General features: G+C 63.8%; 18 protein-coding genes. 3 read left to right on the top strand and 15 right to left on the bottom strand.

The annotated features are described in order from the left end of the window. Window positions 1-66: 66 nt before the first annotated feature. The 9 genes from DLM85_RS22615 to DLM85_RS22580 form a co-directional block, all read right to left on the bottom strand. Window positions 67-771, bottom strand: a complete 705-nt coding sequence (locus tag DLM85_RS22615; protein WP_133257213.1) for a hypothetical protein — start codon at window positions 769-771, stop codon at window positions 67-69. A 530-nt stretch (window positions 772-1301) separates the two neighbouring features. Further along, window positions 1302-1721, bottom strand: coding sequence for a hypothetical protein (locus DLM85_RS25205; RefSeq protein WP_133257212.1), 420 nt, complete (start codon window positions 1719-1721; stop codon window positions 1302-1304). A gap of 46 nt (window positions 1722-1767) precedes the next feature. After that, window positions 1768-1914 (bottom strand): hypothetical protein, encoded by a 147-nt coding sequence (locus DLM85_RS25650; RefSeq protein WP_165822266.1) that lies wholly within the window; start codon window positions 1912-1914, stop codon window positions 1768-1770. A 7-nt stretch (window positions 1915-1921) separates the two neighbouring features. Then, window positions 1922-2212 (bottom strand): hypothetical protein, encoded by a 291-nt coding sequence (locus tag DLM85_RS22605; RefSeq protein WP_111480459.1) that lies wholly within the window; start codon window positions 2210-2212, stop codon window positions 1922-1924. Between the two features lie 166 nt (window positions 2213-2378). Continuing rightward, a complete protein-coding gene (locus tag DLM85_RS22600; protein ID WP_111480458.1) occupies window positions 2379-4373 on the bottom strand; it encodes an ATP-dependent helicase in 1995 nt (664 codons plus the stop codon). A 57-nt stretch (window positions 4374-4430) separates the two neighbouring features. Next, a complete protein-coding gene (locus DLM85_RS22595; RefSeq protein WP_111480457.1) occupies window positions 4431-6800 on the bottom strand; it encodes a ribonucleoside-diphosphate reductase subunit alpha in 2370 nt (789 codons plus the stop codon). 314 nt (window positions 6801-7114) lie between these two features. Further along, window positions 7115-7999, bottom strand: a complete 885-nt coding sequence (locus DLM85_RS22590; RefSeq protein ID WP_111480456.1) for a hypothetical protein — start codon at window positions 7997-7999, stop codon at window positions 7115-7117. Between the two features lie 108 nt (window positions 8000-8107). Then, window positions 8108-9037 (bottom strand): DUF6624 domain-containing protein, encoded by a 930-nt coding sequence (locus tag DLM85_RS22585; RefSeq protein ID WP_111480455.1) that lies wholly within the window; start codon window positions 9035-9037, stop codon window positions 8108-8110. A gap of 133 nt (window positions 9038-9170) precedes the next feature. Then, entirely contained in the window at window positions 9171-10133 is a 963-nt protein-coding gene (locus DLM85_RS22580; RefSeq protein WP_111480454.1) for a ribonucleoside-diphosphate reductase small subunit, read from the bottom strand. Window positions 10134-10615: 482 nt separating this feature from the next. Here DLM85_RS22580 and rplU point away from each other — a divergent pair, with 482 nt between their 5' ends. Together rplU and rpmA are read left to right on the top strand one after the other, a co-directional pair. Further along, window positions 10616-10924, top strand: coding sequence for a 50S ribosomal protein L21 (rplU, locus tag DLM85_RS22575; RefSeq protein WP_111480453.1), 309 nt, complete (start codon window positions 10616-10618; stop codon window positions 10922-10924). Window positions 10925-11023: 99 nt separating this feature from the next. Then, entirely contained in the window at window positions 11024-11302 is a 279-nt protein-coding gene (gene rpmA, locus DLM85_RS22570) for a 50S ribosomal protein L27 (protein ID WP_111480452.1), read from the top strand. A 488-nt stretch (window positions 11303-11790) separates the two neighbouring features. Here rpmA and DLM85_RS22565 read toward each other — a convergent pair whose 3' ends face one another. The 5 genes from DLM85_RS22565 to hemW all read right to left on the bottom strand — a co-directional run bounded on the left by DLM85_RS22565 (window position 11791) and on the right by hemW (window position 21434). Beyond that, window positions 11791-17910: a GLEYA domain-containing protein gene (locus DLM85_RS22565; protein WP_111480451.1), complete on the bottom strand. Its 6120-nt coding sequence runs from the start codon at window positions 17908-17910 to the stop codon at window positions 11791-11793. Window positions 17911-18111: 201 nt separating this feature from the next. Then, a complete protein-coding gene (locus DLM85_RS22560) occupies window positions 18112-18891 on the bottom strand; it encodes a cyclase family protein (protein WP_111480450.1) in 780 nt (259 codons plus the stop codon). Between the two features lie 114 nt (window positions 18892-19005). Then, window positions 19006-19701: an alpha/beta fold hydrolase gene (locus tag DLM85_RS22555; RefSeq protein WP_111480449.1), complete on the bottom strand. Its 696-nt coding sequence runs from the start codon at window positions 19699-19701 to the stop codon at window positions 19006-19008. Beyond that, entirely contained in the window at window positions 19694-20140 is a 447-nt protein-coding gene (locus tag DLM85_RS22550; protein ID WP_111480448.1) for a hypothetical protein, read from the bottom strand. The genes DLM85_RS22555 and DLM85_RS22550 overlap by 8 nt, the downstream gene beginning before the upstream one ends. A 151-nt stretch (window positions 20141-20291) precedes the next feature. Continuing rightward, window positions 20292-21434 carry a radical SAM family heme chaperone HemW gene (gene hemW, locus DLM85_RS22545; RefSeq protein WP_111480447.1) on the bottom strand — a complete coding sequence of 381 codons (1143 nt, stop codon included), beginning with the start codon at window positions 21432-21434 and terminating at the stop codon, window positions 20292-20294. 279 nt (window positions 21435-21713) lie between these two features. Here hemW and DLM85_RS22540 point away from each other — a divergent pair, with 279 nt between their 5' ends. Beyond that, a complete protein-coding gene (locus DLM85_RS22540; protein ID WP_165822265.1) occupies window positions 21714-23597 on the top strand; it encodes a BamA/TamA family outer membrane protein in 1884 nt (627 codons plus the stop codon). Between the two features lie 98 nt (window positions 23598-23695). On the opposite strand, the gene DLM85_RS25200 is transcribed toward DLM85_RS22540, so the two are convergent. Next, a complete protein-coding gene (locus DLM85_RS25200) occupies window positions 23696-23878 on the bottom strand; it encodes a hypothetical protein (RefSeq protein ID WP_133257211.1) in 183 nt (60 codons plus the stop codon). Window positions 23879-24006 lie beyond the last annotated feature (128 nt).

Raw genomic sequence — 24006 nt, 5'->3', positions numbered from 1 at the left:
CAACCCGGCCCGGCCGCCCCCGCAGGGCAACCGGGCCGGTCCTCACTGGGCGGCAGCAGCGGGCCGCTACCCCCCAAACGACTCCTTCTGGAACCCGAAGCCGCGCAGCTCGGCCTCCCAGGTATCGGGGTAGTTGGCCTTGATGTGGTGAATGATGCTGCGCAGGCCCTTGCGCACCTGGGCCGCGCCCTGGTCCTTCTGGCTCACCTTGCCGCTGCGGGCCCCGGCCGTTTCGGTGCTGCCGGCCACCAGCGGCTGGTACTCGTCGTAGAGCGGCTGCCAGTAGGCCAGGCCGTACTTCTTCTTGTCGAACTTGTGCTTGCGCAGGGCCGCCAGCAGCTTGCCGAGGGCCTTTACTCGCTCGGGCCGGCCGAGCGGCAGCTTGTAATTCTTGCCCTGCTTCTCAATACCGAACTCGCCGTAGTAAGCTTCGTGGTCGTCGTACTCTTCTTCCAGGTAGCCCTTCACGTAGCGCAGACTGGTATCAAGGGTTTTGTCCAGCACCTTGAGGCGCTTCGACTGCGGGGTGCGGGCGTCGCCCGTGTCGTCGGCTTCCTGGTGGCTGAGCACGAAAGCCGCTACCTGCGCCGCGAAGTTGTCTTTGCTGAGCCACATCAGCGGCGGCAGCGGGGAGGCCTGCCACTTCTCCGCTACGGTGGTAGCCAGGATGCCCAGCGGCACGTCTTTGGTGGGAAGTTGCGCCGTGCGCCGCACGGTCTTGGTCTTGGTGGTCGACGCCGTAGCGTCCGACCCGTTAAGTAGAGTTGACATAAATGGGTTTGGATTGTGGTACTTCTGAGGGAATATAGAAGCCCGGCCAGGCAACTTGCGCATCAGCAACTGATATTTTTTGCCTTTCCCATAATGAAACACCCCATACAGCAATAAACTTCGCAAATAACAGCCACCCCCAGCCGCCCTACTACCGCTACAGTGGTTTCCGGGCCACTAGGAAGTCACAGTTGTCCGGAAACCATCGTTTTCGGGCCCCTATGACTTCCCATGCAGGGAAAAACCGTTGGTTTCGAGCACCTGTGACGTCGCATTTGGGCAAAATCAATGGTTTTCGGACAACTGTGACGTCACATGAGGGCAAAAACCATGGTTTCCGGGCACGTGTGACGTCACATCGGCCCGGAAACCAATGCACCCACCTCAACCAGAACCCTGGTAGCCTGCTATCCATGGTTTGCAGGCTACCGCACTTCCGATTGGCTCCCACCAGAACGAACCCCGCCGCCCGGATAGCCAGTATCCGGGCGGCGGGGGTGTCTTGGGGCCGCTGGCGGGCGGCAATCCTTTTACAGAGTCTTTAGTCTTACTACATACACGCCCCCAACACCACACGAAGTCAGCCACAAGTAGTAAGTGCCGTCGATACGGCGGGTCAGATCGAAGGCAATAGGCTTCGGGTTTTCTACATCAGAGCCGGAGCCTTGTCGCTCTAGCCACTTGACTGGTTCCCGCGCCATGCGCTGCTGATACCTTAACGAGTCCCACAGCATAACAGAAGCTCGCGGAATGGGGAAAAATCCCACGCTGACTCGCTCGCCTTTTGTGCGTTTAATGACCACTGGCGGGCATTCCCCTTCACCAATTTCACACGCTTCCAGGTAGTCACGGGCTAGTGTGACGTGTTGCCCTGAACCAACAGGCGCTGTTGTAGCAGCAGCCCCTACAATAGCTACGCACAGCCCAAGCAAATAGACTTTCCGCTTCATAACGTGATAATGATAACGCCCCGACCATCCGGCCAGGGCGTTCAAGTTAGCGGGAATCTGTTTTTGGCGTCACCTGCCACTCCGCCCCCGGCGGCAGCTTGCCAATTTTGCGCAGGTAGGCCAGAAACTCCTGCTTCGAGAGCGGCCCGCTGATGCGCTTGGCCTCTACTGCTTCCACGGACTCGCCGGTCATGCTGAAATCACTCGGCCGCGGCGAGGAATTGGCGGATGATGACGTCTCGGATGCTTTCATAACTGGGCAGGTTTACGTTTTCAATGACGATGCGGTCGGCTGCTAAAATGAAAGTAACGGAAAGAAATTTTCGTTCGCCCGTGTAGCCAACCACTTCATACTCATGTGCCGACTTCAGGTAAAGCTCCGCTCGTTTCGGCAGCCCAAGCAGCTCTTCTATCTCGTGCATCTGAATACACACGCTGTGGCACCAGTTCCAGTTGACTTTGCCAAAGTCGGTTTCGTAGGAATCGAACATACTCGTACTATTTAGGCAGCTGCTTTGGGAAAACAAGCAGCTTGGTGGACGATGCTAATGTATTCTCACCCCCAGGGAATTGTTACCATCCCGCCAGAACGAACACCGCCGCCCGGATAGCCAGTATCCGGGCGGCGGGTATGTCTAGGGGCCGCGGGGGAATTGTTTATTCAGCCGTAGGAGTGGGCAACGTCCTTTCGACGGTAAAACCCACCTGGGTAGCCCACTGAGAGGTGACTATGGTTCTTGGAGCAGCAGCACCTAATTCGGCAACAAATGGGCTCATTTGCAAAATCGCATCAACTCCCTCGTTGCGATGAACGTCAATATTTTGGCGTACCGCTTCTACCGCAGGCATTTTAGCGGCTGCACTTATCACCAAAGTTTGAGTAGGCCGAGTCAAAGCAACATAGAACAGCCGCCGTTGCTCCTCAATAGACAGTTCTCGTTCAAGAGGGGTGTCTCCTTTTACACGGGGTAAAGCCCCTGCATTACATCCAGCCACAATTACGCATTTCGCAGTCAAGCCTTTTGACTTGTGCAGACTCATGATTCGGACAATGCCGTCCTCTTCGCTAGGTATTTCGGGCTGGCTGATACTAATAACCAATGCATCCCGGAATGATTCTAAAGTCTCATGTTTAGCTACGAGACTAAGCGCGAGTACACGCACATCATCACAATTCGGCTCGTTGCCAGGCCAACAGATATCAACGACTTCAGCTAAGGTTTTCCCTTCAGCTAAAGCAATTTTGTCCAACAGAACCGAAAAGCGAGCAAGAATAGGAGCACACTTGCCAGGAGCTTTTATTTCTCCCTTCACAGCTTTGGCAAAACAATCTCCGACAGTCACTCCTGAACTACCGGCTAACTGCTCTATCGCAGCGTACTGCTTTACCAGTTTACTGTCTACATGCAGTCCAAGCCAAGTCCTAAGAGCAACGTTGTCGCTTGGGTTTACAAGAAGGTTCAACAAGCACAACCCTTCCTGCGCTACTGCTTCTTCAAGAGCATCTTCATTGAAGAAACTTCTTGCTGGAACTTGTAGCCGAAAGAGTTGATTGCGGATAGCTAGTCCGAGCTTTCGACGGGGAGCCAGTACAAGGACTTGGCCGGCGCCCACTCCTTTATTAGTGATGTACCACTTGATGTACGACGCGATAGAGTCAATTTCATCGTACATGTCAGGGTGTTGAACGATGAATGTTTCTCCGTCCGGATTCGACGTGTGAACACCAAGCTCTGGAGCACCTGCAAAGCGGTGCTTATTATGCTTGATGAGGTGATTGACCATATTCACAACCTGCTTTGGACAACGACGGCAGGTGAGAATTGCTACATCTTTCGTTGGGTCATGGCTCTCATTAAAGGTAATGATACCCTCTGGACGAGCATGGCGGAAACTGTAAATTGATTGGTCGTCATCACCAATGACTGTCAACGTACCATCTTGAGCGAGCAAATCAATCAACTCTTGGTCTGCACGGTTCAGGTCTTGGTATTCGTCAACAAGAACATGCTTGTAGCCCAAGAAAGACGCCGCTACTGGGTTCTGGCGGATGTATCGTATCATTAGAACAATCAATTCGTCCAACAATACGGCATCGTGCCGCTTCAACCAGTCTCCCAAGATTCGTTGGAATTTTTGCTTTTCCTCATCTTGAACTTCACCCGGCTCCTCGCTCTGTAGAGTTGCCCAGTAAGACTCAAACTCCTTTAGTAGTTTTTTGGTCTTCCGAACTCCGCCAATTTGTTCGGCTAGGTCGGCAATCATGCAGGCTTTTTCAAACTCCATCAGCATTCTTGGGCTACGCTGTAAAGTTTGAAACACGGCTTCTTGGGAGAGCATCCGCAAAGCCAAGCTGTGCAATGTTGTTGCTTCTACTCGGTCTGCTCCTGGTGCGCCAAGGGCTTTCAGCTTAGCTACAAGATCCTCTGCAGCCGTTCTAGTGAAGCTTACTGCCAGAATTGACTCCGGCGCAACGCCTTCATCAAGAAGTCTAGTAACTCGACGCATCAAGGCGAAAGTCTTACCAGTGCCAGGACCGGCTTTGACGCGCAAAAACTTACCATCACTGTAAGCAGCAAGCTCTAGGTGAGGGCCAGTCAAATCTTTTGACCAATTATCTGCTGTTGCAGCAGGTTGTTGCTGGTCGTCCATAGGAATAAAAGGGTAAGGAGAAAAAAAGGGGAAGCACCTTGCTTCCCCTATTAAAATCTACGCGCTGCAAGCTTCGCAGGCGTCCGGGTTATCCAGGGAGCAGGCCATAGCGGCGGCCTGGTCGTAGACGGGTTCCAGCGTTTCGGCGGCTTGCTTCTGCACGGTGAACTTGATGGCGTCGGCAGCGGCTTTGGTGCGCAGGTAGTACATGCCGGTTTTCAGGCCGCGCTTCCAGCTGTGGAAGTGCATCGAGGTCAGCTTGCCGAAGTTGGGGTTCTGCACGTGCAGGTTCAGGCTCTGGCTCTGGCAGATGTAGGCCCCGCGGTCGGCGGCCATGTCGATGATGGTGCGCTGCGAGATTTCCCAGACCGTCTTGTAGAGGTCCTTGATGGACTGCGGGATGCTGGGAATGTCCTGCACCGAGCCGTTGGCGGCAATGATGTCCTGCTTCATCTGGTCGTTCCAGAGGCCCAGCTTCACCAGGTCCTTGAGCAGGTGCTTGTTCACCACCATAAACTCCCCGCTGAGCACGCGGCGCACGTAGATGTTGGAGGTGTAAGGCTCAAATGACTCGTTGTTGCCCAGGATCTGGGCGGTGCTGGCGGTGGGCATGGGCGCCACCAGCAGGGAGTTGCGCACGCCGTGCTCCATCACCTCGGCGCGCAGCGCGTTCCAGTCCCAGCGGCCCGACTCGGGCGTCACGCCCCACATGTCGAACTGGAACTGGCCCTTGCTGATGGGCGAGCCGGGGAAGGTCTCGTAGTGCCCGTCGCGCTTGGCCAGGTCCTTGGAGGCCGTCACGGCGGCGAAATAGATGGTCTCGAAGATGTCCTTGTTCAGGCCCTTGGCTTCCTCGCTCTCGAAGGGCATGCGCAGGGCAATGAAGGTATCGGCCAGGCCCTGCACGCCCAGGCCGATGGGGCGGTGGCGCTTGTTCGAGCGCTCCGCTTCCGGCACGGGGTAGTAGTTGATGTCGATAACCTTGTTGAGGTTCTTGGTGGCGTGGTAGGTCACCTCGAACAGGCGCTGGTGGTCGAAGAAGGCGCGGCCGTCCTTTTCCGATACGTAGCGCGGCAGGGCCAAGGAAGCCAGGTTGCAGACGGCAATTTCGTCGGCATCCGTGTACTCCATGATTTCGGTGCACAGGTTCGACGACTTGATGGTGCCCAGGTTCTGCTGGTTGGATTTGCGGTTGGCCGCGTCCTTAAACAGCATGTAGGGCGTGCCCGTCTCGGTCTGGCTTTCCAGGATGGCAAACCACAGCTCCTGGGCCTTGATGGTCTTGCGGCCGCGGCCTTCGCGCTCGTACTTCTGGTAGAGCTTCTCGAAGTCCTCGCCCCAGCTGGTGTCGAGGCCCGGGCACTCGTGGGGGCACATCAGCGTCCACTCGCCGTTGCTCTCCACCCGCTTCATGAACAGGTCGTTGATCCAGAGGGCGTAGAACAGGTCGCGGGCGCGGTTTTCCTCCTTGCCGTGGTTCTTTTTCAGGTCCAGGAAGTCGATGATGTCGGCGTGCCAGGGCTCGATGTAGATGGCGAAGGCGCCCTTGCGCTTGCCGCCACCCTGGTCCACGTAGCGGGCCGTGTCGTTGAACACCTTCAGCATGGGCACCAGCCCGTTGGAGGTGCCGTTGGTGCCCTTGATGTAGCTACCCGTAGCCCGCACGTTATGCACGGCCAGCCCGATACCGCCGGCCGACTGCGAAATCAGCGCGCAGTTCTTCAGCGTGTCGTAGATGCCCTCAATCGAGTCGTCCTTCATCGTCAGCAGGAAGCACGACGAGAGCTGCGGCTTGGGCGTACCGGCGTTGAAGAGGGTGGGCGTAGCGTGGGTGAACCAGCGCTCCGACATCAGGTTGTAGGTCTCGATGGCCTGCTCGATGTCGTCCTTGTGAATGCCCACGGCCACGCGCATCAGCATGTGCTGGGGGCGTTCCACCACCTTGCCGTCGAGGCGCAGCAGGTAGGAGCGCTCCAGCGTCTTGAAGCCGAAGTAGTCGTAGTTGTAGTCCCGGTCGTAGATGATGGCCGAGTCGAGCTGGGCGGCGTGCTTGTGCACCACTTCCCACACGTCGCGGGCGACGAGCGAGGCGTTGTCGCCGTTTTTGGGGTCCTCGTAGGTGTAGAGGCGCTTCATCGTCGAGGAGAAAGACTTCGACGTGACTTTGTGCAGGTTGCTCACCGCAATGCGGGCCGCCAGGATGGCGTAGTCCGGGTGCTTGGTGGTGAGCGAGGCGGCGGTTTCGGCCGCCAGGTTGTCCAGCTCCACGGTCGTTACGCCGTCGTAAATCCCGTCGATGACCTTTTTGGCCACTTCGATGGGGGAGACGAAGAGCATGTTCAGCCCGTAGCACAGCTTCTCGATGCGGGCCGTGACTTTATCGAACTTGACGGACTCGCGCCGACCGTCGCGTTTAATTACCAGCATAGGCGGGGGTGAGGTTTGGCGTAAAAAGGTTGGAGGTGTGCAGGTTGCGGCGGCGCGGGCCTGGCAGAGCGGAAGCGGCGTACTGCCCCTCCATTTCCTACCAGGCCCGCGCCGATACTGTCCGAATATAGCCAGCCGCGTTGGTTGCCTGAATCAACTCGCGGCCGGAAAGTTTTCCACAATGCGTTAATGATGCCGTGCGGGCCGATTTTTTCCGGTTATCCACAGCGCCGGTTTGGCCCGCAAAACGGGCAAAGTCGGGTTGCGCGTTTGAGGCGGTTTTGCTAAGCTGGTTGGGGGCGCGCCGGCAGCAGCTACAGGGCGTGGAGGCTATCCAGCCCGGCCCAGGAGCGCGGCATGCCCGGCGGGTTCCATTCCGGGTGCCAGTAGAGGTAGCTCTGCGCATCGCCGACGTGGGCGCAGGCACAGTCGGCCTTGACGGGCCGTTCCGGGAAGACCAGCCGGTACAGCAGCGCCCGCCGCTCGTTGCCCAGCTTGTGCAGCGGGTCGCTCCAGTACACCTCGCCCCGCATGAGCACGGTGAGCAAGGGGTCGTGCAGGGGCGGGCGCCAGCCGTCTTCCAGGAAATTGGGGTAGGTGTGGTAGCGAAACCGCAGCCCCAGCACCCGCTCCGTGACGTAGCTGCGCGGCAGCACCCGCCGCATTGCCGCGGTGTAGCCGGGGAAGTCGTAGTCGGGATTGATGCGCACCTGGCGGATGGCCGCCCGGAACTGTCGGTACTGCCATTCGGCCCCGAGCTGGGCGGGCAGCGGCGCCAGCGCCCCGAGGGCAAACCAGAGCCGGGCGTAGGGCAGCGCCGCCGTGCGCATCCGCTGCCAGAGCTGCACCCCGAAGAACACCGGCACCCACAGCAGCAGCGGAAACAGCAGCCAGCCCATGAACAGGCTCAGCAGGTAGTAGGTCCATTCCAGCCCGATAAACCAGGCGCAGTACAGGCACACCGTAAAGGCCAGCCCCTGCAGCAGCAGGGCCGTGGCCCGCACCGCCCGCGGCGCCCGCAGCAGCCAGGGCCACCCCAAAAAGGCCGCGGTGCTGAGCGCCAGCACCCAGGCCGCCCAGCGCACCGGCTGGCAGAAGCCCTGAATGAAGTACTGGTTGGCCACGTAGGCGCCGCCGGCCAGCAGGATATTCAGGTAGGGCAGCAGCGGGCGGAGGCGGTGGAATAGTCGTCTGATCATGCGCTGGCACCGGCCGCGGCGTCCGGCACGGCCCCAACAAGCCGGCGGCACTTGCTGCCGGCTTGTTGGGGCCCCGAATTTTCATCCTCTGAAGCGGTGCAGGAGCCGTTACTTTTTCGGCTGGTAGTCCAGCCCGAAGCCCTTGGCGTAGTCGGCCAGCGGGCCCAGGCCCATGGTGGCGCGGCGCTCGTCCACGTGGGCCTCGTCTTCAATGGGGTGGAAGGCCATTTTGCCGGTTTTCGCGTCGCTGCTGAGCTGGCTGCCGTAGATCTGGGGCTTGCCCTGCCACATCAGCAGCCGGTCCTGCATCAAGGCAAAGGCCGACTTCGCCAGGTCGCCCCGCTCCATGGCCTGCCGGGCCACGGGGAAGTACTTCTGCATGGTTGGCAGGTCGGAGTGCTGGATGACGAGGAACACCGTCTGGGTACCCATGTTGCCCACCTTGGCCTTGCTGGGCCAGCCGTGCCGGTCGAGCAGCGCAGTAATTTTCTTCAGGTTGCGGGCGTCGGTTTCGGCCATCTGCTTCCACAGGGCCTGCATTTCGGGCGAATGTTCGCCGTATTTCTCCCGGATGCTGTTGTACTGCTGGCGCCCGCCCTGGTCGGAGGCGTAGATGGAGTCCAGCTGCTGCTTCAGGGGCTTGTCGTAGCCGGCCTGGATGCGGGCCACGGCCGCGTCCAGCTTGGTGAGCATGGGCTGCCAGCGCCGGTCGGCGTGCAGGCTGCTCAGGTCGGTGTCCTGCTTGAGGTGGGCCACGTTTTCCCAGCCGGCCGCGGTGGCCAGGTCGAGGTAGCGAAAGGCTTGGTCTTTGTTGCCGGCCAGCGCCCAGGTGCAGGCCGCGTTGTAGTAGTCGCCCGCGCCGGGGTGGGCCTGTTTGTCGTTGAAGGCCTGATCGAACAGCTTGCCCGCCTCGGCGTAGCGCTTGTCCTGGTAGGCGCTCATGGCCTTGCCACTCAGCGTGGCGAAAGTGGCCGTTTGGGCCTGCGTGAGCGTGACGGAGAGCAGCAGCCCGCCCCCGAGGAGTAGTTTTTTGAGCATGGAATCAAGAAATAGCAGTTGATGAATACGCCAACGACGTGCGTCGGCCGGTAGTGTTGCAACGCCCGCCTGACGCGCAAAAAAGCCCGCGACCGGGGCCGCGGGCTTTTGGTTTTTCGGCAGTTCGCGCCGCTTAAAAGTCCTCGTCGAGCGAGAAGACGTTCTGGTCCCGGTCGCTCATCACGCCGGCCTTCTGGTACTCGGCCACGCGCTTCTCGAAGAAGTTGGTCTTGCCCTGCAGCGAAATCATTTCCATGAAGTCGAAGGGATTGGTGGCGTTGTAGATCTTGCTGTAGCCCAGCGACAACAGCAGGCGGTCGGCCACAAACTCGATGTACTGCGACATGGCCTGCGCATTCATCCCGATCAGGTTTACCGGCAGCGCGTCGGTCACGAATTCCTGCTCGATGTTCACCGCGTCGCGGATGATGTCGTGCACCCGGGCTTCGGGCAGCTTGCTGACGAGGTATTTCTCGTAGAGCAGGCAGGCGAAGTCGCAGTGCAGGCCCTCGTCGCGGCTGATCAGCTCGTTGGAGAAGGTCAGGCCCGGCATCAGGCCGCGCTTTTTCAGCCAGAAGATGGAGCAGAACGAGCCGGAGAAGAAAATGCCCTCCACGGCGGCAAAGGCAATCAGGCGCTCGGTGAAGTTTTCCGAGTTGATCCACTTCAGGGCCCAGTTGCCCTTCTTGGTCACGGCCGGCACGGTTTCGAGCGCGTTGAAGAGGTAGTCCTTCTGCTTGGGGTCTTTGATGTAGGTATCGATCAGCAGGGAGTAGGTTTCCGAGTGGATGTTTTCCATCATCACCTGGAAGCCGTAGAAGCAGCGCGCCTCGGGCATCTGCACCTCCTGCATGAAGTTGACGGCCAGGTTTTCGTTCACGATGCCGTCGGAGGCGGCGAAGAAGGCCAGCACGTGCGAGATGAAGTGCCGCTCGTTGTCGTTGAGCGCCTCCCAGTCTTTCTGGTCCTGCGAGAGGTCAATTTCCTCGGCCGTCCAGAAGGAGGCTTCGGCTTTCTTGTACATCTGCCACACGTCGTCGTGCTGAATGGGGAAGAGCACGAAGCGGTTGGGATTTTCTACGAGCAGCGGTTCCATAGGCTGGGCAACAGGGATGAAACGGTCGGAAAGAAGCAGGACGCCGGCGGGCGGCGCGGGCCTCTGCAACCACCGGCCGCGGCAATTGTTTGGGGCAGTGCAGCCGCCCGCCAACGCGGCCGAGGCCGCCGCACCGAAGTCCAAAGATAGCCCGACCGGCCCAAGCCACCCGGCTGCCCGGGGCTTTTTTGTCTGTTATTTTTTTGCTACGCGCCGCCCGGCCGCTACCCCGCTGATTTCCCGGCAAAAGCCAACGTTTCTGCGAATAACCCAGCATTTGCAACTAGTTATCCACATTTTACCTGTTAACAATTCAAGTTGTCCACAAAAATGCTATGCGCGTACCGGCGCAACGCGTTCCTGCCTGTGGTCTGCCGGGCCGAAAATCAGGCGAGTACAAGAGGATTAACGCGTTAGGTTTGGTAATGTGAAACCCACCTCGTACTTTTGCCTTCCATTTTCAGAAAACCCGCGGAGAACCGATGTACGCAATTGTAGACATAGCCGGCAAGCAGACGAAAGTCGAAGCCAATAAATTTGTGTACGCCCACAAACTGGCCGGCAACGTCGGCGACGAAGTAGAGCTGGGCAATGTACTGCTGACCGATAACAACGGCACCCTGAGCGTGGGCGCCCCGTTTCTGTCGGACATCAAAGTGAAAGGCACCATCCTCGGCCACGTGCGCGGCGATAAGGTGATTGTCTTCAAGAAGAAGCGTCGTAAGGGCTACAAGAAGCTCAACACGCACCGCCAGGACTACACCAAAGTAATGATCAACAGCATCGGTTAATTAGTTGTCAGTCCTGAGTTGTCAGTTGTCAGGGCCGCGAGGCGCTGGTAAACCAGACTGACAACCGACAACTACCCACCGACAACTCTTCTAAATACCATGGCACACAAGAAAGGCGTAGGCTCTTCCAACAACGGCCGCGAATCGCATGCTAAGCGTCTCGGCGTAAAACTTTACGGTGGTCAGCTGGCCATTGCCGGCAACGTAATCGTGCGTCAGCGCGGTACCAAGCACCACCCCGGCCAGAACGTGGGTATCGGCAAAGACCACACCCTGTTCGCCCTGATTGACGGCACGGTGCAGTTCCGCAAGGGCCGCAAAGACCGTTCGTTCGTGACGGTGGTTCCGGCCGCCGCTGCCGAGGAAGTTGCTGCTTAAGTAGCTCCGCCTCCCCAAGCATAAGAAAGCCCGCCTTCCCGGCGGGCTTTTTTTATTGTGCCCGGACGGGTCGGCAATAGGACAACCGGCCCCGCCGCTGGCCCGGCTGCCGCGCACGCCGGCCCGCCCGGCGCAGTCGGTTACGCTCGGCCGGGCGCTTCTGCCCTGCAGTTCCCGCGGTGGCCCCGGGCAGGGCTTCGGCCTGGGGCCACCGCGGGGGCGTAGCGGCCTCCGCGGCCCGCAGGCACCGCCCGGGTCTGCCGCGCCCGTTGCGTAGCGCCAGTGCCCCGGGAGGCGGGCGCCAGCCGCCGTTGGCCGGCTTCAGCGGCCGGCGACTGGGCCCGGGCCGGCGGCCGCGTATTGGCCAGCGCCGGCTGGTACGCGGCCGCTGGCCCGGTAGCCCCCAAAAAGCGGCGCCGGCGCCGGCAAGCGCTCCGCGTAACGGGAGACACTTGCCGGGCCGGCGCCGCGAGGACTGCGGACGGGAATTAGTTGTGCTTCACCAGGCGCAGCGTGGTCAGGTACTCGCCGCTGCGCACCCGCACCACGTACACGCCCGCGGGCAGGGCGCGTACGTCGAGGGCCGCGGCCGTGCCGCCTTCCTGCTCGAAGCCGCGTAGCACCCGGCCCTGCACGTCGTGCAGGCTGATGCGGTAGCGGCCCGCCGGCAGGGCGGTGAGGTCGAGCGTGGTGGTTTCCGTGCTCGGGTTCGGCGCGAGGTAAGCCACGGCCGCCACGGCCTTGAACTCCACGGCGCGCACGTCGCTGTAGGCGCTGGTGCCGTCGAAATCTACCTGCTTGAGGCGGTAGTAAAGGCGGGTGCCGAAGCGGGCCGCGCCGGTTTCGGTGTAGCGGTACTGCTGCTGCACCGTGCTGGTGCCACGACCGGCTACTTCCGCCACCTTCTCAAAGCGGCGGCCGTCCAGGGAGCGTTCCACCTCGAAGCGGGCGTTGTTTTTCTCCTGGGCCGTGGTCCAGTTCAGCAGGGCGTCGCGCTCCTGGGCGCGGGCCGTAAACAGCGTCAGCTCCACCGGCAGCGGCGCGCCGATAAACGAGCGGGAGCACAGCGCCGAAGCCGGCACCAGCACGCTGCTGCCGTTGGTATCGGGGCCGGAGTACTCGAAGCGCAGCTCGGTGCCGCCGTTGCCCTGGCCGTAGAGGATAACCACCGGGTAGGAGCCGGCATTCAGGTAGATCGGGGCGCTGCTGACGTTGACCACGCCGTGCGAGCCGCCGTTGTTTACCTGGGCCCGGCTGGTGTTCAGCGGGCTGTCCTGGGCGCGGTTGCCCACCCACAGGTACGAGGCGTCGTCGCTGCCCAGGGTGAAGGTGTAGTTACCCGCGTTCTGGATGATGAGGTAGCCGCGGTAGCGCGCGCTCAGGTTCACGGGCTGCACCGTGGCGGCGTTGGCCCCGGTTTCGCCCCAGGTGCTGTAGCCGCTGCGCAGGTTGTCGGAGAAGCTGACGGTGCTTTCGGTGCGGGCGAAGCGGGGCGCGTTGCTGGTGAAGAAGGCCGGGTCGTTGGAGCCGGAGAAGTCGCCGCTGTAGTACTCCGCGTACAGGCCCTGCGTGGTGGCCGTGCCGTTGAAGGAGTTGCCGCCGCAGGCGCCCGCCGGCATGGTCACCGTCACGTTGGCCACGCGGTTGGTGTTGTTGCCCGCGGTCGGGTCGACGGTCTGGGCCGCGGCATTGCCGGTGGCCGGCAGGGGCACTACCGTGGGCGTACCGCTGCCATTGGTCGGGGCCGAGTAGGCGTAGTTGCTGCTCGGCACCAGGAAATTGACGGTGTAGACGAGGGGCGCCGCGTTGGCGTACACCGTAGCCACCGTGGGCAGGGTGAGCACGCCGGTTTCCGGGTTGTAGGCGGCGCCTTCGGGCAGGGAGCCCGAGGGGCGCAGGCCGCGCGCCAGCTGCGCCGAGGTGGCAACGTTGCTGGCGAAGGCCGGGCCGTTGTTGGTCAGCGAGAATTGGTAGGCAAACGTCGCCGGGCTGGCCGGGTTCAGCGTGGCCTGCACCGAAGCCGGGGCCGACACGGCGAGTACCACGTCGGCGGCGGCTTCCAGCGTCAGGCTGAGCGTGGCCTGGTCGGCGGCGGCATTGGCGCCCTGGCCGGTGCCGGTGCCCACCGTGCTGGTCAGCGGGGCGTTGTTGCTGGCGTAGTCGGGGGCCGTAAAGCGGAACTGCAGCTGGGTCTGGTTGGCCGTACCCGAGGCCAGCGAGGTCAGCGTGCCGAAGTCGATGGTGGTGACGGCGCTGCTGCCGCTGCCGGTGGTGGCGAAGGTGGCACCGCCGGGCAGCTGAGCCGCCGTGACGGTGGCACCGGCGGGCAGCGTCACGCGGCGCGTCACGTTGCTGGCGGCCGAGGGACCGTTATTGATGAACGTGACCGTGTACGGGCCCGCCGTTTGGCCCTGCACCGCCGAGGCCGGACCGGTGAGCGTGGTGGTCACATCGGCGACTTCCGTAACGGTCGTCGTCAGCGAGTTGGTGTCATTGGCGGTGCGGCCAGCCTGGTTGGTGCTGGTCGTCACCGAGCCCTGCGCCGTTACCGAGCCCGTGGTGGGCGCCGTGTAGCTGATGCCGAAGCCCGTGGCGACGCCGTTGCCCACCGTGGCCGCGCCGTAGGTGATGACGGTGCCGTTGATGGTGCCGCCGGACGCCACGATGTTGGTCACGCCGGCCGGCAGCGTTACCGTGCGGTTGGTCACGGCCGCGTCCGACGGGCCGTTGTTGCCGAAGGTGGCCGTCAGGTTCACCGTGCCGCCCGCCGTCACCGACGTCGGGCCGCTCAGGGTTACGTAGGCATCGGCGGCGGCGGCGGTGGTTACGTTCAGCGTGGCCTGATCCGGCTGGTTGGTGGTGGTATTCTGCCGCGTGCTCATGCTGGTGTTGCTCACCAGGCTGCCCGCCCCGGTCGTGGTCGGCGCGGTGAAGCTGAACGTGACGTCGGACGTAGCACTGGCATTGAGGAAGGCCAGCGTGCCGAAATCGATGACGCCGTTGTTGAAGGAGGCACCGCTGGGCAGGGCCGCTTCCTGCGCGGCCGACAGCGTAGCCCCGGTGGGCAGCGTTACGCGGCGCGTCACGTTCAGGGCCGGATCCGGGCCGTTGTTCAGGTAGCGCACGGTGTAGTTGCCCGTAGCCTGCCCGGCGCTGATGGTCGTACCGCCCGTCTGGAAGCTGGTTGTCACATCGGCCCGCTGGTTGTCGTTGACGATACGGGTGGCCGTGTTGTTAGCCGTGGCGCCGCCCTCGTCGGTGCTGGTGCCGATGGTGGCCGTAACGGCAAACTCAACAGCCGGATTGGCCGTACGGAAGTTCACCGTTTCGGTGATGCTCTGCCCGCTGGTCAGCGTAGTAGGCGACGCCCAGGTAATGGTGTAAGTGTTACTGCCCGCGTTACGCACCACGGTGCCGCCGTTCGAGGCTGTGACGTTGGTCAGCGTGGCCGTCGTCAGCACCACCGAGCGGGTGATGCCGTCGGCGTTCGAAGGGCCGTTGTTGGTGAATACGATTGAGGTGCTGGAATTGCTGTTCTGGTTCAGCGACACCGGTGCCGTTACGGCCACAGCCACGTCGGCTAGTTCGGTGAAAGTAGTTGTCGCCGAAGCGGAGTTGTTGGCCGTGCTGCTGCCTTCGTTGGAGGAAGTGCTGATTTGCGACAGCGCCTGAATGGAGCCCGAGCCCGGTGCCGTGTACGTTACGTTGTACTGGGCGCTGGTATTGGGCTCCAGCGTGCCATTCGTTTGGTACGTGATGGTGTAGAGCCCGCCGGGGTTGCCCGAAATCGTGCCGCCCGGAGCCACCACGTTGCTCACCCCGGCCTGCAGCAGCAGTCGCTGGGTAACGCCCGTGGCCTGTTGCGGGCCGTTATTGCCAAACGTCGCCGTTACGCTGACGGTGCTGCCGGCCGTGGCACTGGCCGGCGCCACAACGGTCGTGAACACGTCGGCGGCCGTCGAAACGGTCACGTTCAGCGTGGCCTGGTTCGGGGCCGCGTCGCTGCCCTGGTTGGTCGTCGTCGTCACCAGGCTACTGATGGAGCCGGTGCCAGGGGTATCCGGAGCCGTGAAGGTGAACTGGTACGTGTCGCCGGCACCGCTGGCTAGGGTAATTAGCGTGCCAAAATCGATAACGCCGCCGGCGTAGGTGGCACCGCTGGGCAGGGCTGCCTGTTGAGCAGCCGTGAGTGTGGCTCCGGTGGGCAGCACCACCCGACGCGTTACCTGCTGGGCCACGTTCGGGCCGTTGTTGCTGAAGGTTACTTCAAACGCCGCCACGGGCTGGCCGGCCGCCAGGTTGGTAAAGCCGATGAGCGTAGTCGTTACGTCGGCCACGCAGTTGGCTCCCGAGGGGGTATTGGTGGTTTCGCTGGGCGTTACATCGATTTTCGATGCCACAATGCTGCTGCCACCGGCCGTAGCCCCATAGGCATTGTTGCCGGCAGTAACGCCGTTGTTGCCGGGCGTTTCTGACGAACTGCCTGCGGCCGTCGAAGAAACGTAAATCACCCCGGCTGAACCGCCCCCGCCGGGGCCGTGCGGAGCACCGCCCCCGTTGTTGGTACCGCCCCGGCCGCCGCGCACCGTTATCCGGACGTTGCCCAGCGAGTTATTAGCCAATACCAGCACGCTGCCGCCGCCGCCGCCGCCGCCCGAGCCGTCGTTGTCGGGCACGTAGCCCATCGTTTCGCCGTCGACGTTGATAGTACCCGAGCTGCTGACCGCCGTAGCGCGCAGAATCACGATGCCGCCACCCGCGCCGCCGGAGCTGGCGAAGCCCGAGCCCGGCGTACCGGTGGAGTTGTTGGTGGTGCCGGCCCCGCCGCCGCCGCCCATGATGAGGCGGCTCGGCGAAGCCTGGGTGAAGGCGCCCCCGCCCACCCCGCCCGAGGGCAGGTTGGAGTTCCAGGCGTTGCCGCCGAAGCCGCCCACGCCGGCGTTGGCGCCGCCGCCGCCGCCCGTATTTTCATCGTTTGCCGTGGGGCGGCCGTCGGTGCCGCCGCCGCCGGCGTTGCCGGGGGCGCCGCGGCCGTAGCTGCCGCCGGGGTAGCCTTCCACACCCGTATCGAGCAGGCTGCCCCCGTTGTTTACGTAGCGCGGGGTGCCGGCAATGCCTTCGCCCTTGGAGGCGTTGGTGGCCAGCGTAGCCAGGGTCAGAAAGTCGTTGGCCGACAGCCCGGCCGTGCCCGAGCCGGTCAGGCCCCGGCCGGCGCCGCCGCGGAAGCCCCGCCCGCTCAGGTCGATAATGTTGCCGTTGAAATCAAACGTACCGGCCACGTCGAGGGCCAGCACGCCGCCGGTGCGGCCGTTCCAGCGCGGGGCCGTCAGCGTGGCGCCCAGCGTCAGGGCCTGGTACTGCGGCACCCGGATAACCTGGTAGCGGCGCTGACCGGCGCTGCCGGTCGCGTCGGCGTCCTGGTAAGAATAGGTCAGCGGGGTGGTCAGCGTCACGGTGCTGCCCGATACCGTCTGCACGATGCGGTATTCGTACTGGCCGGCCGTGAGGTTGGTGCCCAGCGTACCACGGCCGTAGCCGCTGGTCGAGCCGCTGCCGTAGGCCGTGGAGTTGGTGGTGCTGATATCGGCGCCCTGCATCTGCATGATCATGATCAAGTCGCCGGCGCGCAGCAGGACGTTGCTGCCCGAGGGCGAGCCAACCGTCAGGGTGCTCGTACCGGCGGCCGGGCTGCCCTGGCCGGGGTAGTAAGTATTCAGCAGCTGGTTGGCCGCGGTGGTGGTCGTTCCGTCGCTGCCGGGGGCCGCGCACAGCTCGCTGGCCGTCTGCGTTACCAGCGTGGTCTGAATGTTGGAGCCGGGCGCGTTGCCGTTGTTGTTGTCGGCGGCCGGGTCACCGTTGGCGGTGGTCGAAGCCGCCGTTACCCGGCCCGTCACGTTGCCGCCGGCGGGCATGGTGAAGCGCACCGTGTAGGCCGTCGAGGCCCCGTTGGCCAGCGAACCGGGCGCGGTGAGGGTCACGATGTTGCCGCTGACCGAGCCGCTGCTCACCGTGATGCCGGTGGGGCTGCCGGTCAACGTCAGCTGGGCCGTCACGCCGGTGGCGGTGGAGGGGCCGTAGTTGGTCACCACCACCTGGTACGTTACCGAGCGACCGGCCGAGGCCACGTTCGGCCCCCCGATGCTCGTTACCACGTCGGCTACCTGGGTAGCGGAGGTGGTAATCTGGGCGGCGGCGGCCGAGCCGTTGTTGTTGGCCGCGTTGGGGTCGGTGGTGGTGGCGGTGCTCGAAGCCGTAGCGCTAACCGAGCCGCTGGCCGGCATGGTGAAGCGCACCGTGGGCTGGAATGTGCCACCCCCGCCGATGCTCAGGCTGGGGAAGGTTACCACGCCGCTGCCGTTGATGGTGCCCTGGTTGGAGATGCTCACGTTGGTGGGCACCACGCCGGTAAAGCGCAGCTGCGGGCTCACGCCGTCGGCCTGGTTGCCGCTGCCGTTGGCCACCGATAAGGTGTAGGTGACCGTGCTGCCCGCCGGCGCCGTCGCTGCACCGCTGAGGCTGGTGGCTACGTCGGCCTGGGCCTGGGCTCGAATGGATAAGGCGCTTAGCCAGAGTAGGACTAAGCAGGTAATGCGTACTGTTTTTCCCATAATGGTACCTGAAGACTCAAAGCCGCCTGTAAAAAGCCCGGAGAGCTTCCCACAGCCGATTTTACATTCCTGCAAAGGTACAAGGGCCTGGCAGCTAATCGACTAAGCCTATATTTTTTCTTCGTTATATTATCCTACAAGCCTGTTTATAGCGCAAAATTTCAAGGACGAGCTTCCAAAATTGAAATTCTTGCTAACCACTCAATGCCCGGCCCAGCTATCGGCCTCGGTCAGGGCATAGAGCACCGGCCGGCTGGGGCTGGCGTCGAGGGCCAGCATGGTCACCTGCAGGTTGAGCAGGTACAGGCCATCGGGCACCGCATCGGGCACGAAGATGAGCTCGGTGATGGTGGCGCCGCGGCGAATGTGGTCGGGATACTGCCAGAAAGCGTGGTGGGCGGCCAGCACGCCCGCGTCCAGCTCCCGGTCGACGCTCGGCAGATCGAGCAGCAGGTGCTCGATGCCCTGCGCCACGAGGTACTGGGCCAGCTCGGCGCTGATGTAGGGCGGGTTTTGGCCCGAATACTGCCGGTGGCGCTTGGCCTCGTCGTTGGGCACGGTACGCAGCACCAGGGCCTCGGGCGGCACCGGGGCGGCTTGTAGCAGCGGCTGCACGTCGGCCAACTCCACCACCAAGTCGCCGTCGGCGCGGTGGCGGGGCTCGACGGACACCAGCCAGGCCACGAACAAGAAGCGCTCCAGGCAGGCGGGTAGGGTGGCCGCGGGGTCGGGGCTGATGTGGCCGTAGCATTCGGTGTGGGTGCCGTTGCCGTGGGGCGTCAGGTGTACGCGCTTGTAGTTGGTGCTGCCGCCCTCGGCCACCGAGCCCACGAAGCTGCCGACGCGAATCACGTCGATGCCAACCGGCTCGGCCCAGAAGCAGTTGACCTGGTCGGGCCCCGGCGCCAGCGGCAGGGCAATGTCGAGCGGCGCCGTGGCATCGAAGCGAAACGTGCGGCCGTGGTGCTGAAGGGTGAACATGCGGTGAACTGGTGAGGTGGTGAACTGGTGAGTTTGATGTCCGGGAGGCCAGAGCCGCGCAGGTTGCGCAGCTAGAACGGCACTCACTATTTCACCATCTCACCAGTTCACCAGTTAGACGACCGGCGGCTCGGTGCGGAATTCGCCGGCGAGTTGGTTGAGGATGCGCGCTACTTCGTCGGCGCGGCTGTAGATCATGAAGTGCGTGCCGCCCTGGATAAGGTACTCCACCCGGGCCGGGCCGGGCGGAAACACCCGGTCGTGCGTGCCGCGGATCTGCACGGCCGGGCCGATGTCGCGGCTCTCCCAGCGAAACAGGCTCCGGATGGCCCAGCGGGTGTAGCGCGGCTCCTGGTCCTTCAGAATCCGGCGAAACAGCTCGTACTCCGGCCCGTTGCTCACCCCGAAATACCACTGCCCCAGGCGCGGCAGGTAGTGCAGAATCTGCGGGGGCAACCAGTGCTGCACCCCGGTAGCCCGCACGAGCCTGAGCAGCGCGGGCAGTTGGTCGGCGCCGGGAATGCTCGATACCAGCGCCACCAGGGCCAAGGGCCGCAGGCGGGCCATTTCCAGCGCCACCGTGCCCCCAAACGACACGCCGACCAGCCAGCAGCGTTGCTCGAGCGGAATGCTCTCGGCCATGCGCGCGGCATAGGCCGTGATGGGCTCGTCGGGGTCGGCGGGCGCGAGCCAGGGTAGGTAGTGCACCGTGCCGCGCAGCTGCGGAATGAGGCGCTGAAACACCCGCTCGTCGGCGCCGAGGCCGGAAATCAGGTAGAAAACGGGCTGGGTTTCCGCAGAATCAGGCATCGAGGCGGCGGTAAATGCCTTCGAGGTAAAACACGTTGTCGGCGGCGGCGCGCTCCTCACTAAAGTCCTCCTCCTCGTCTTCGCTGAGAAATTCGTCCTCGTCGGCGGGGTAGGTGAAGGAGAGCTTCAGGGCAATGCCGGGCAACCCGATGGGCTCGACTTCGGCGTTGGTGTACTCCAGCAGGCAGGGCCGCGGGGCGTGGGCTAGGGCATCGGCCACTTCCTCCTGCAGCTCGCCGGCGCGCGGGCCGGCGTGGCGCAGCAGGATATCGAGCTGGCCGAAGGGCAGGCCGAGGTGAAAAAAGTAGGTGTCGCCGTCGTAAACGGTGGTGGCCCACAGGGTCACGTCGTCGGAGTTGTCGAACACGATGGCGCGCAGGTGGATTTCCTCCACGAAAAAGTCGGCTCCGTATTCGACGGCGTCAATGAGGCGTTGCATGGGGGGAAGGTACGCGGGGCGGGGGAATAGGGCAAGCTACGCAGCGGCGCGGCGCCAGGCCAGCCCGGCCAACGGTTCACCCCGCAGTCATTGCAAGCGAACCGAAGGTCGACGTCGTCAAGCGCGGCAATGCCTGCCGTGGGCCGCCCGCTTACTCCGGCGCCTCCAGAAACAGCTCCAGCGTAATCTGGTCGGCCAGCAGCTTGCCGCGGTCGGTAAGGCGCACGAGGTCGGGCGTGACGGTGGCCCAGCCGTCGTGCTGCAGCTGCTGCAGGTAGGCGGCGCGGGCGGTGGCCAGGTCCACGCCCAGCTGGCGCAGGTAGGCCAGGCTGCAGCCGGCGGCGGTGCGCAGGCTGGTCATCAGGTACTCGTTGGCGCGGTCGGTCGGGGAGAGGTCCTCGCGGGTGGCGGGCAGCTCACCGCGCTCCAGCAAGCCCTGCACGTACTGCGCGTTGCTGGCCACGGTGTACTGCCGGCTCCGCCCGTCGAAGGAGTGGGCGCTGGGGCCCAGGCCGAGGTAGGGCGTGCCCTGCCAGTAGCTGCTGTTGTGGCGCGAGTGGTGGCCGGGCCGGGCGAAGTTGCTGATTTCGTACTGCTCGTAGCCGGCGGCGCGGCTGGCCTCGAGCAGCAGCTCAAACTCCCGGGCCACAAACTCCTCGGGCGCGGCGCGAAACTGCCCCTTCTGCAGGCGGCGCCCAAACACCGTCTGCGGCTCGATGGTGAGGGCGTAGCAGGAAAGGTGCGGCACCTGCAGCTCCAGGGCCTGGGCCAGATCGTGCTGCCAGATGCCGTGGCCGGGCCCGGGCGCCGGCACGCCGTAAATCAAGTCGATGCTGAGGTTATCGAAGCCCGCATCCTGGGCGGCCAGCACCGAGCGGCGCGACTCCTGCGCCGAATGGGCGCGGTTCATCAGGCGCAAATGCGGCTCGTGGAAGCTCTGCAGGCCGATGCTCAGGCGGTTGACGGGCGAAGCCGCCAACTCGCGCAGCTTCTCGCGCGTGAGGTCGTCGGGGTTGGCTTCCAGGGTAATTTCCGCGTCCGGGGCCACATCGAAGCGCCGGTAAAGGGCCTCGAACAACGTCATAAGCTCGGCCTCCGACAGCAACGAGGGCGTGCCGCCGCCGAAGTAGATGGTGCCCAGCGCCGCCCCGCCGAGGTAGTCCTGGCGCAGCTCCAGCTCGCGCAACAGCGCTTCCACCACCTGCGGCTTGCGTCCCAGCGCGGTGCTGAAGTGAAAGTCGCAGTAGTGGCAGGCCTGCTTGCAGAAGGGAATGTGGAGGTAAAGTCCGGCCATGGGGTAGCGCGAACTTGCCGTTCGCGTATCGTTGCTGATGTCGGGGTGCTGGCGGCCGGCAACTGGTCGTTCCCTGATGCGCGAAGCAGCGCCTGATTTACGCCGGGCGACGTTTCGCGCCGCAGTCGACGGGCCCGGCGCCAAATCAGCCGTAAAATTGTGAAACCGCGCGGCGCCCCGTCTGGTTCGCTCGGCGCCCTGGCTGACTTATCCGGCCCCAAAACCGAACATCCGGCGCCGGGCGAAATGAAAACGTGCGCCGCCGCGTTCTGGCCCCACATGCAAAGGTATACCCGCGTTTTTGCTCTGCTGCTCCTGCTGCCCTGGCTGCTGCTGGGCGGCCCGCGCGCGGCCCGGGCCCAGACGACCTCGCCGGTAACCTCGCCCAACCTGCCCGGCACCCAGGCTCCGCCGCTGCCCCCGCGCCCCCGCGTCCCGCGCGACTCGGCCCGCGCCGCCCGCCGCCTGCCACCCGCCCGCCCCAAGGTCATTCGCCTCGACGTGGAAGCCGCCGACCAACCGCTCGTCAACCGCTACCGCCCGCGCCTGATGGCGGCCGACACGCTGGCGGCCCTGGAGCAGGTGCGCGAGCTGGTGCTGGCCCTGCAAACCGACGCCTACCTGACCGCCTCGGCCGACGAGCTGCACTGGCGCCACGACACGCTGGCCGTGCGCCTGTACGTGGGCGAGAAGTTTCGCTGGGCCCGGCTGCAGCGCGGCAACGTGAGCGAGGACGTGCTCAGCCGCTCGGGCTTCCGCGAGCGGCTCTACGCCGGCCAGCCCCTGCAGCCCGCCGAACTGGCCCGCCTGCAGCAGCGCGTGCTCGACGGGGCCGAAAACGAGGGCTACCCCTTCGCCCAGGTGCGCCTCGACTCGGTGCAGCTGCACGGGGCCGACATTTCCGCCCGCCTGCTGCTCGACCGTGGCCCGGTGGTGGTGTTCGATTCGGTGCGGGTGCTCGGCAAGACCAAAACCAAGGCGCGCTTTCTGATGAAGTATCTGCAGATCGTGCCCGGCCAGCCCTACAGCCAGCAGCGCATCGACGACGCGGCCCGGCTCTTGCGCCTGCTGCCCTACGTGCAGCTGCGCGAGGAGCCGCAGGTGCGCTTTGCCCGCGGCCGGGCCCGGCTTTATCTCTTGCTCGATGACCGCAACGCCAACCAGTTCGACGCCATCGTGGGCGTGTTGCCGAACGCGAATCCGACGGCCGGGCAGAAGCGCGTGCAGGTGACGGGCGACGTGACGCTGAACCTGCGCAACATCGGCGGCGGGGGCAAGCAGCTGGGCTTGCAGTGGCGCAAGGTGGATGCCGCCTCCCAGGTGCTCGACGCGGCCTACCAGCACCCCAACTTCTTCGGCACGCCCATCGACGTGGCCGCCACCTTCAACCTGTTCAAGCAGGACAGCACGTTTCTGACCCTGCGCCCGCGCCTGCAGCTCAGCCACGTCAATGCCCGCACCGGGCGCATCAGCGTGTTTGTGGAGCAGCGCAACTCCCGCCTGCTGGCCCAGCGCCGCCTGCCCACTCTGCAGATGCTGCCCGACAACATCGACTCGCGCTACACCGCCTACGGCCTCGACGTGACCCGCTCCTCGCTCGACGACCCGCTGTTTCCGCGCCGGGGCACCCTGCTGATTGCCCAGGGCGCCGTGGGCACCAAGATTATCAGCAAAAACGCCGATATCCGGCCCGAGCTCTACGACGGGCTGCCGCTGCGCACCACCCAGGTGAGCTTCAGCGGCCGGGCCGAGCACTACTTCCGCGTGGGCCAGCAGGGCGTGCTGCTCACCCGCCTGCGCGGCGAGGCCCTGGTAAACCAGCGCCTGTTTCAGAACGATTTGTTTCGCCTCGGCGGCCTCTCCACCCTGCGCGGCTTCAACGAGCTGCAGTTTTACGCCGCGCAGTACGGCGTGGGCACCGTGGAACTGCGGCAGTTCACCGGCCCCGAGGCCTACGTGTTCCTCTTCGCCGATCAGGCCTACCTGCGCCAGGGGCTGCCCGGCGCGCCCGGCGAGGATGCGCCCACCGGCCTCGGCGCGGGCCTGAGCTTCCGCACCGGCGCGGGCCTGTTCCAGTTTGTGTACTCGGTGGGGCGCACCAACAGCCAGGCGTTTGCCTTCAACGCCTCCAAGATTCACTTCGGCATCACCAGCCGGTTTTGATAGGGTGTGCGGGTAGGAGGGTAGGAGTTGAAGAAGGTAAAAGGTCAAGCGTTTTTTAAACAATGACTCATCCCACCATACTCTCCTACCCTCATACCCTATTCCTGCACCGTCGTGGAGCTGTCCACCGCGTAGCCGCTGCTGTCGGGTGCGGGCGCGGTGCTGTGGCGCGTGGTCGGCGACTCGGTGGAAATCTGGTCGGTGTCGTGGTTGGCGTCGCAGGCGGCGAGCAGGGCGGCGGCCAGCGCCAGCGCGGCGGCGCGGTGAAGCAAACGGAGCATAAGAGCCTGTTGGGGAATTAAGGTAGTCGGTTGAGGCACAGGGTGACGTTTGCCCAGAGAATCCAGGCGGCGTGGCTTTCGGGCGTGTACTCGTAGTCCATGACTACCCGTCGGAAGAAGTTGAGCCA

Source organism: Hymenobacter edaphi (assembly GCF_003258365.1).
Lineage (GTDB): Bacteria > Bacteroidota > Bacteroidia > Cytophagales > Hymenobacteraceae > Solirubrum > Solirubrum edaphi.
The sequence above is the reverse complement of the archived record's forward strand: the minus strand, read 5'-3'. Positions and strand labels throughout refer to the sequence as shown.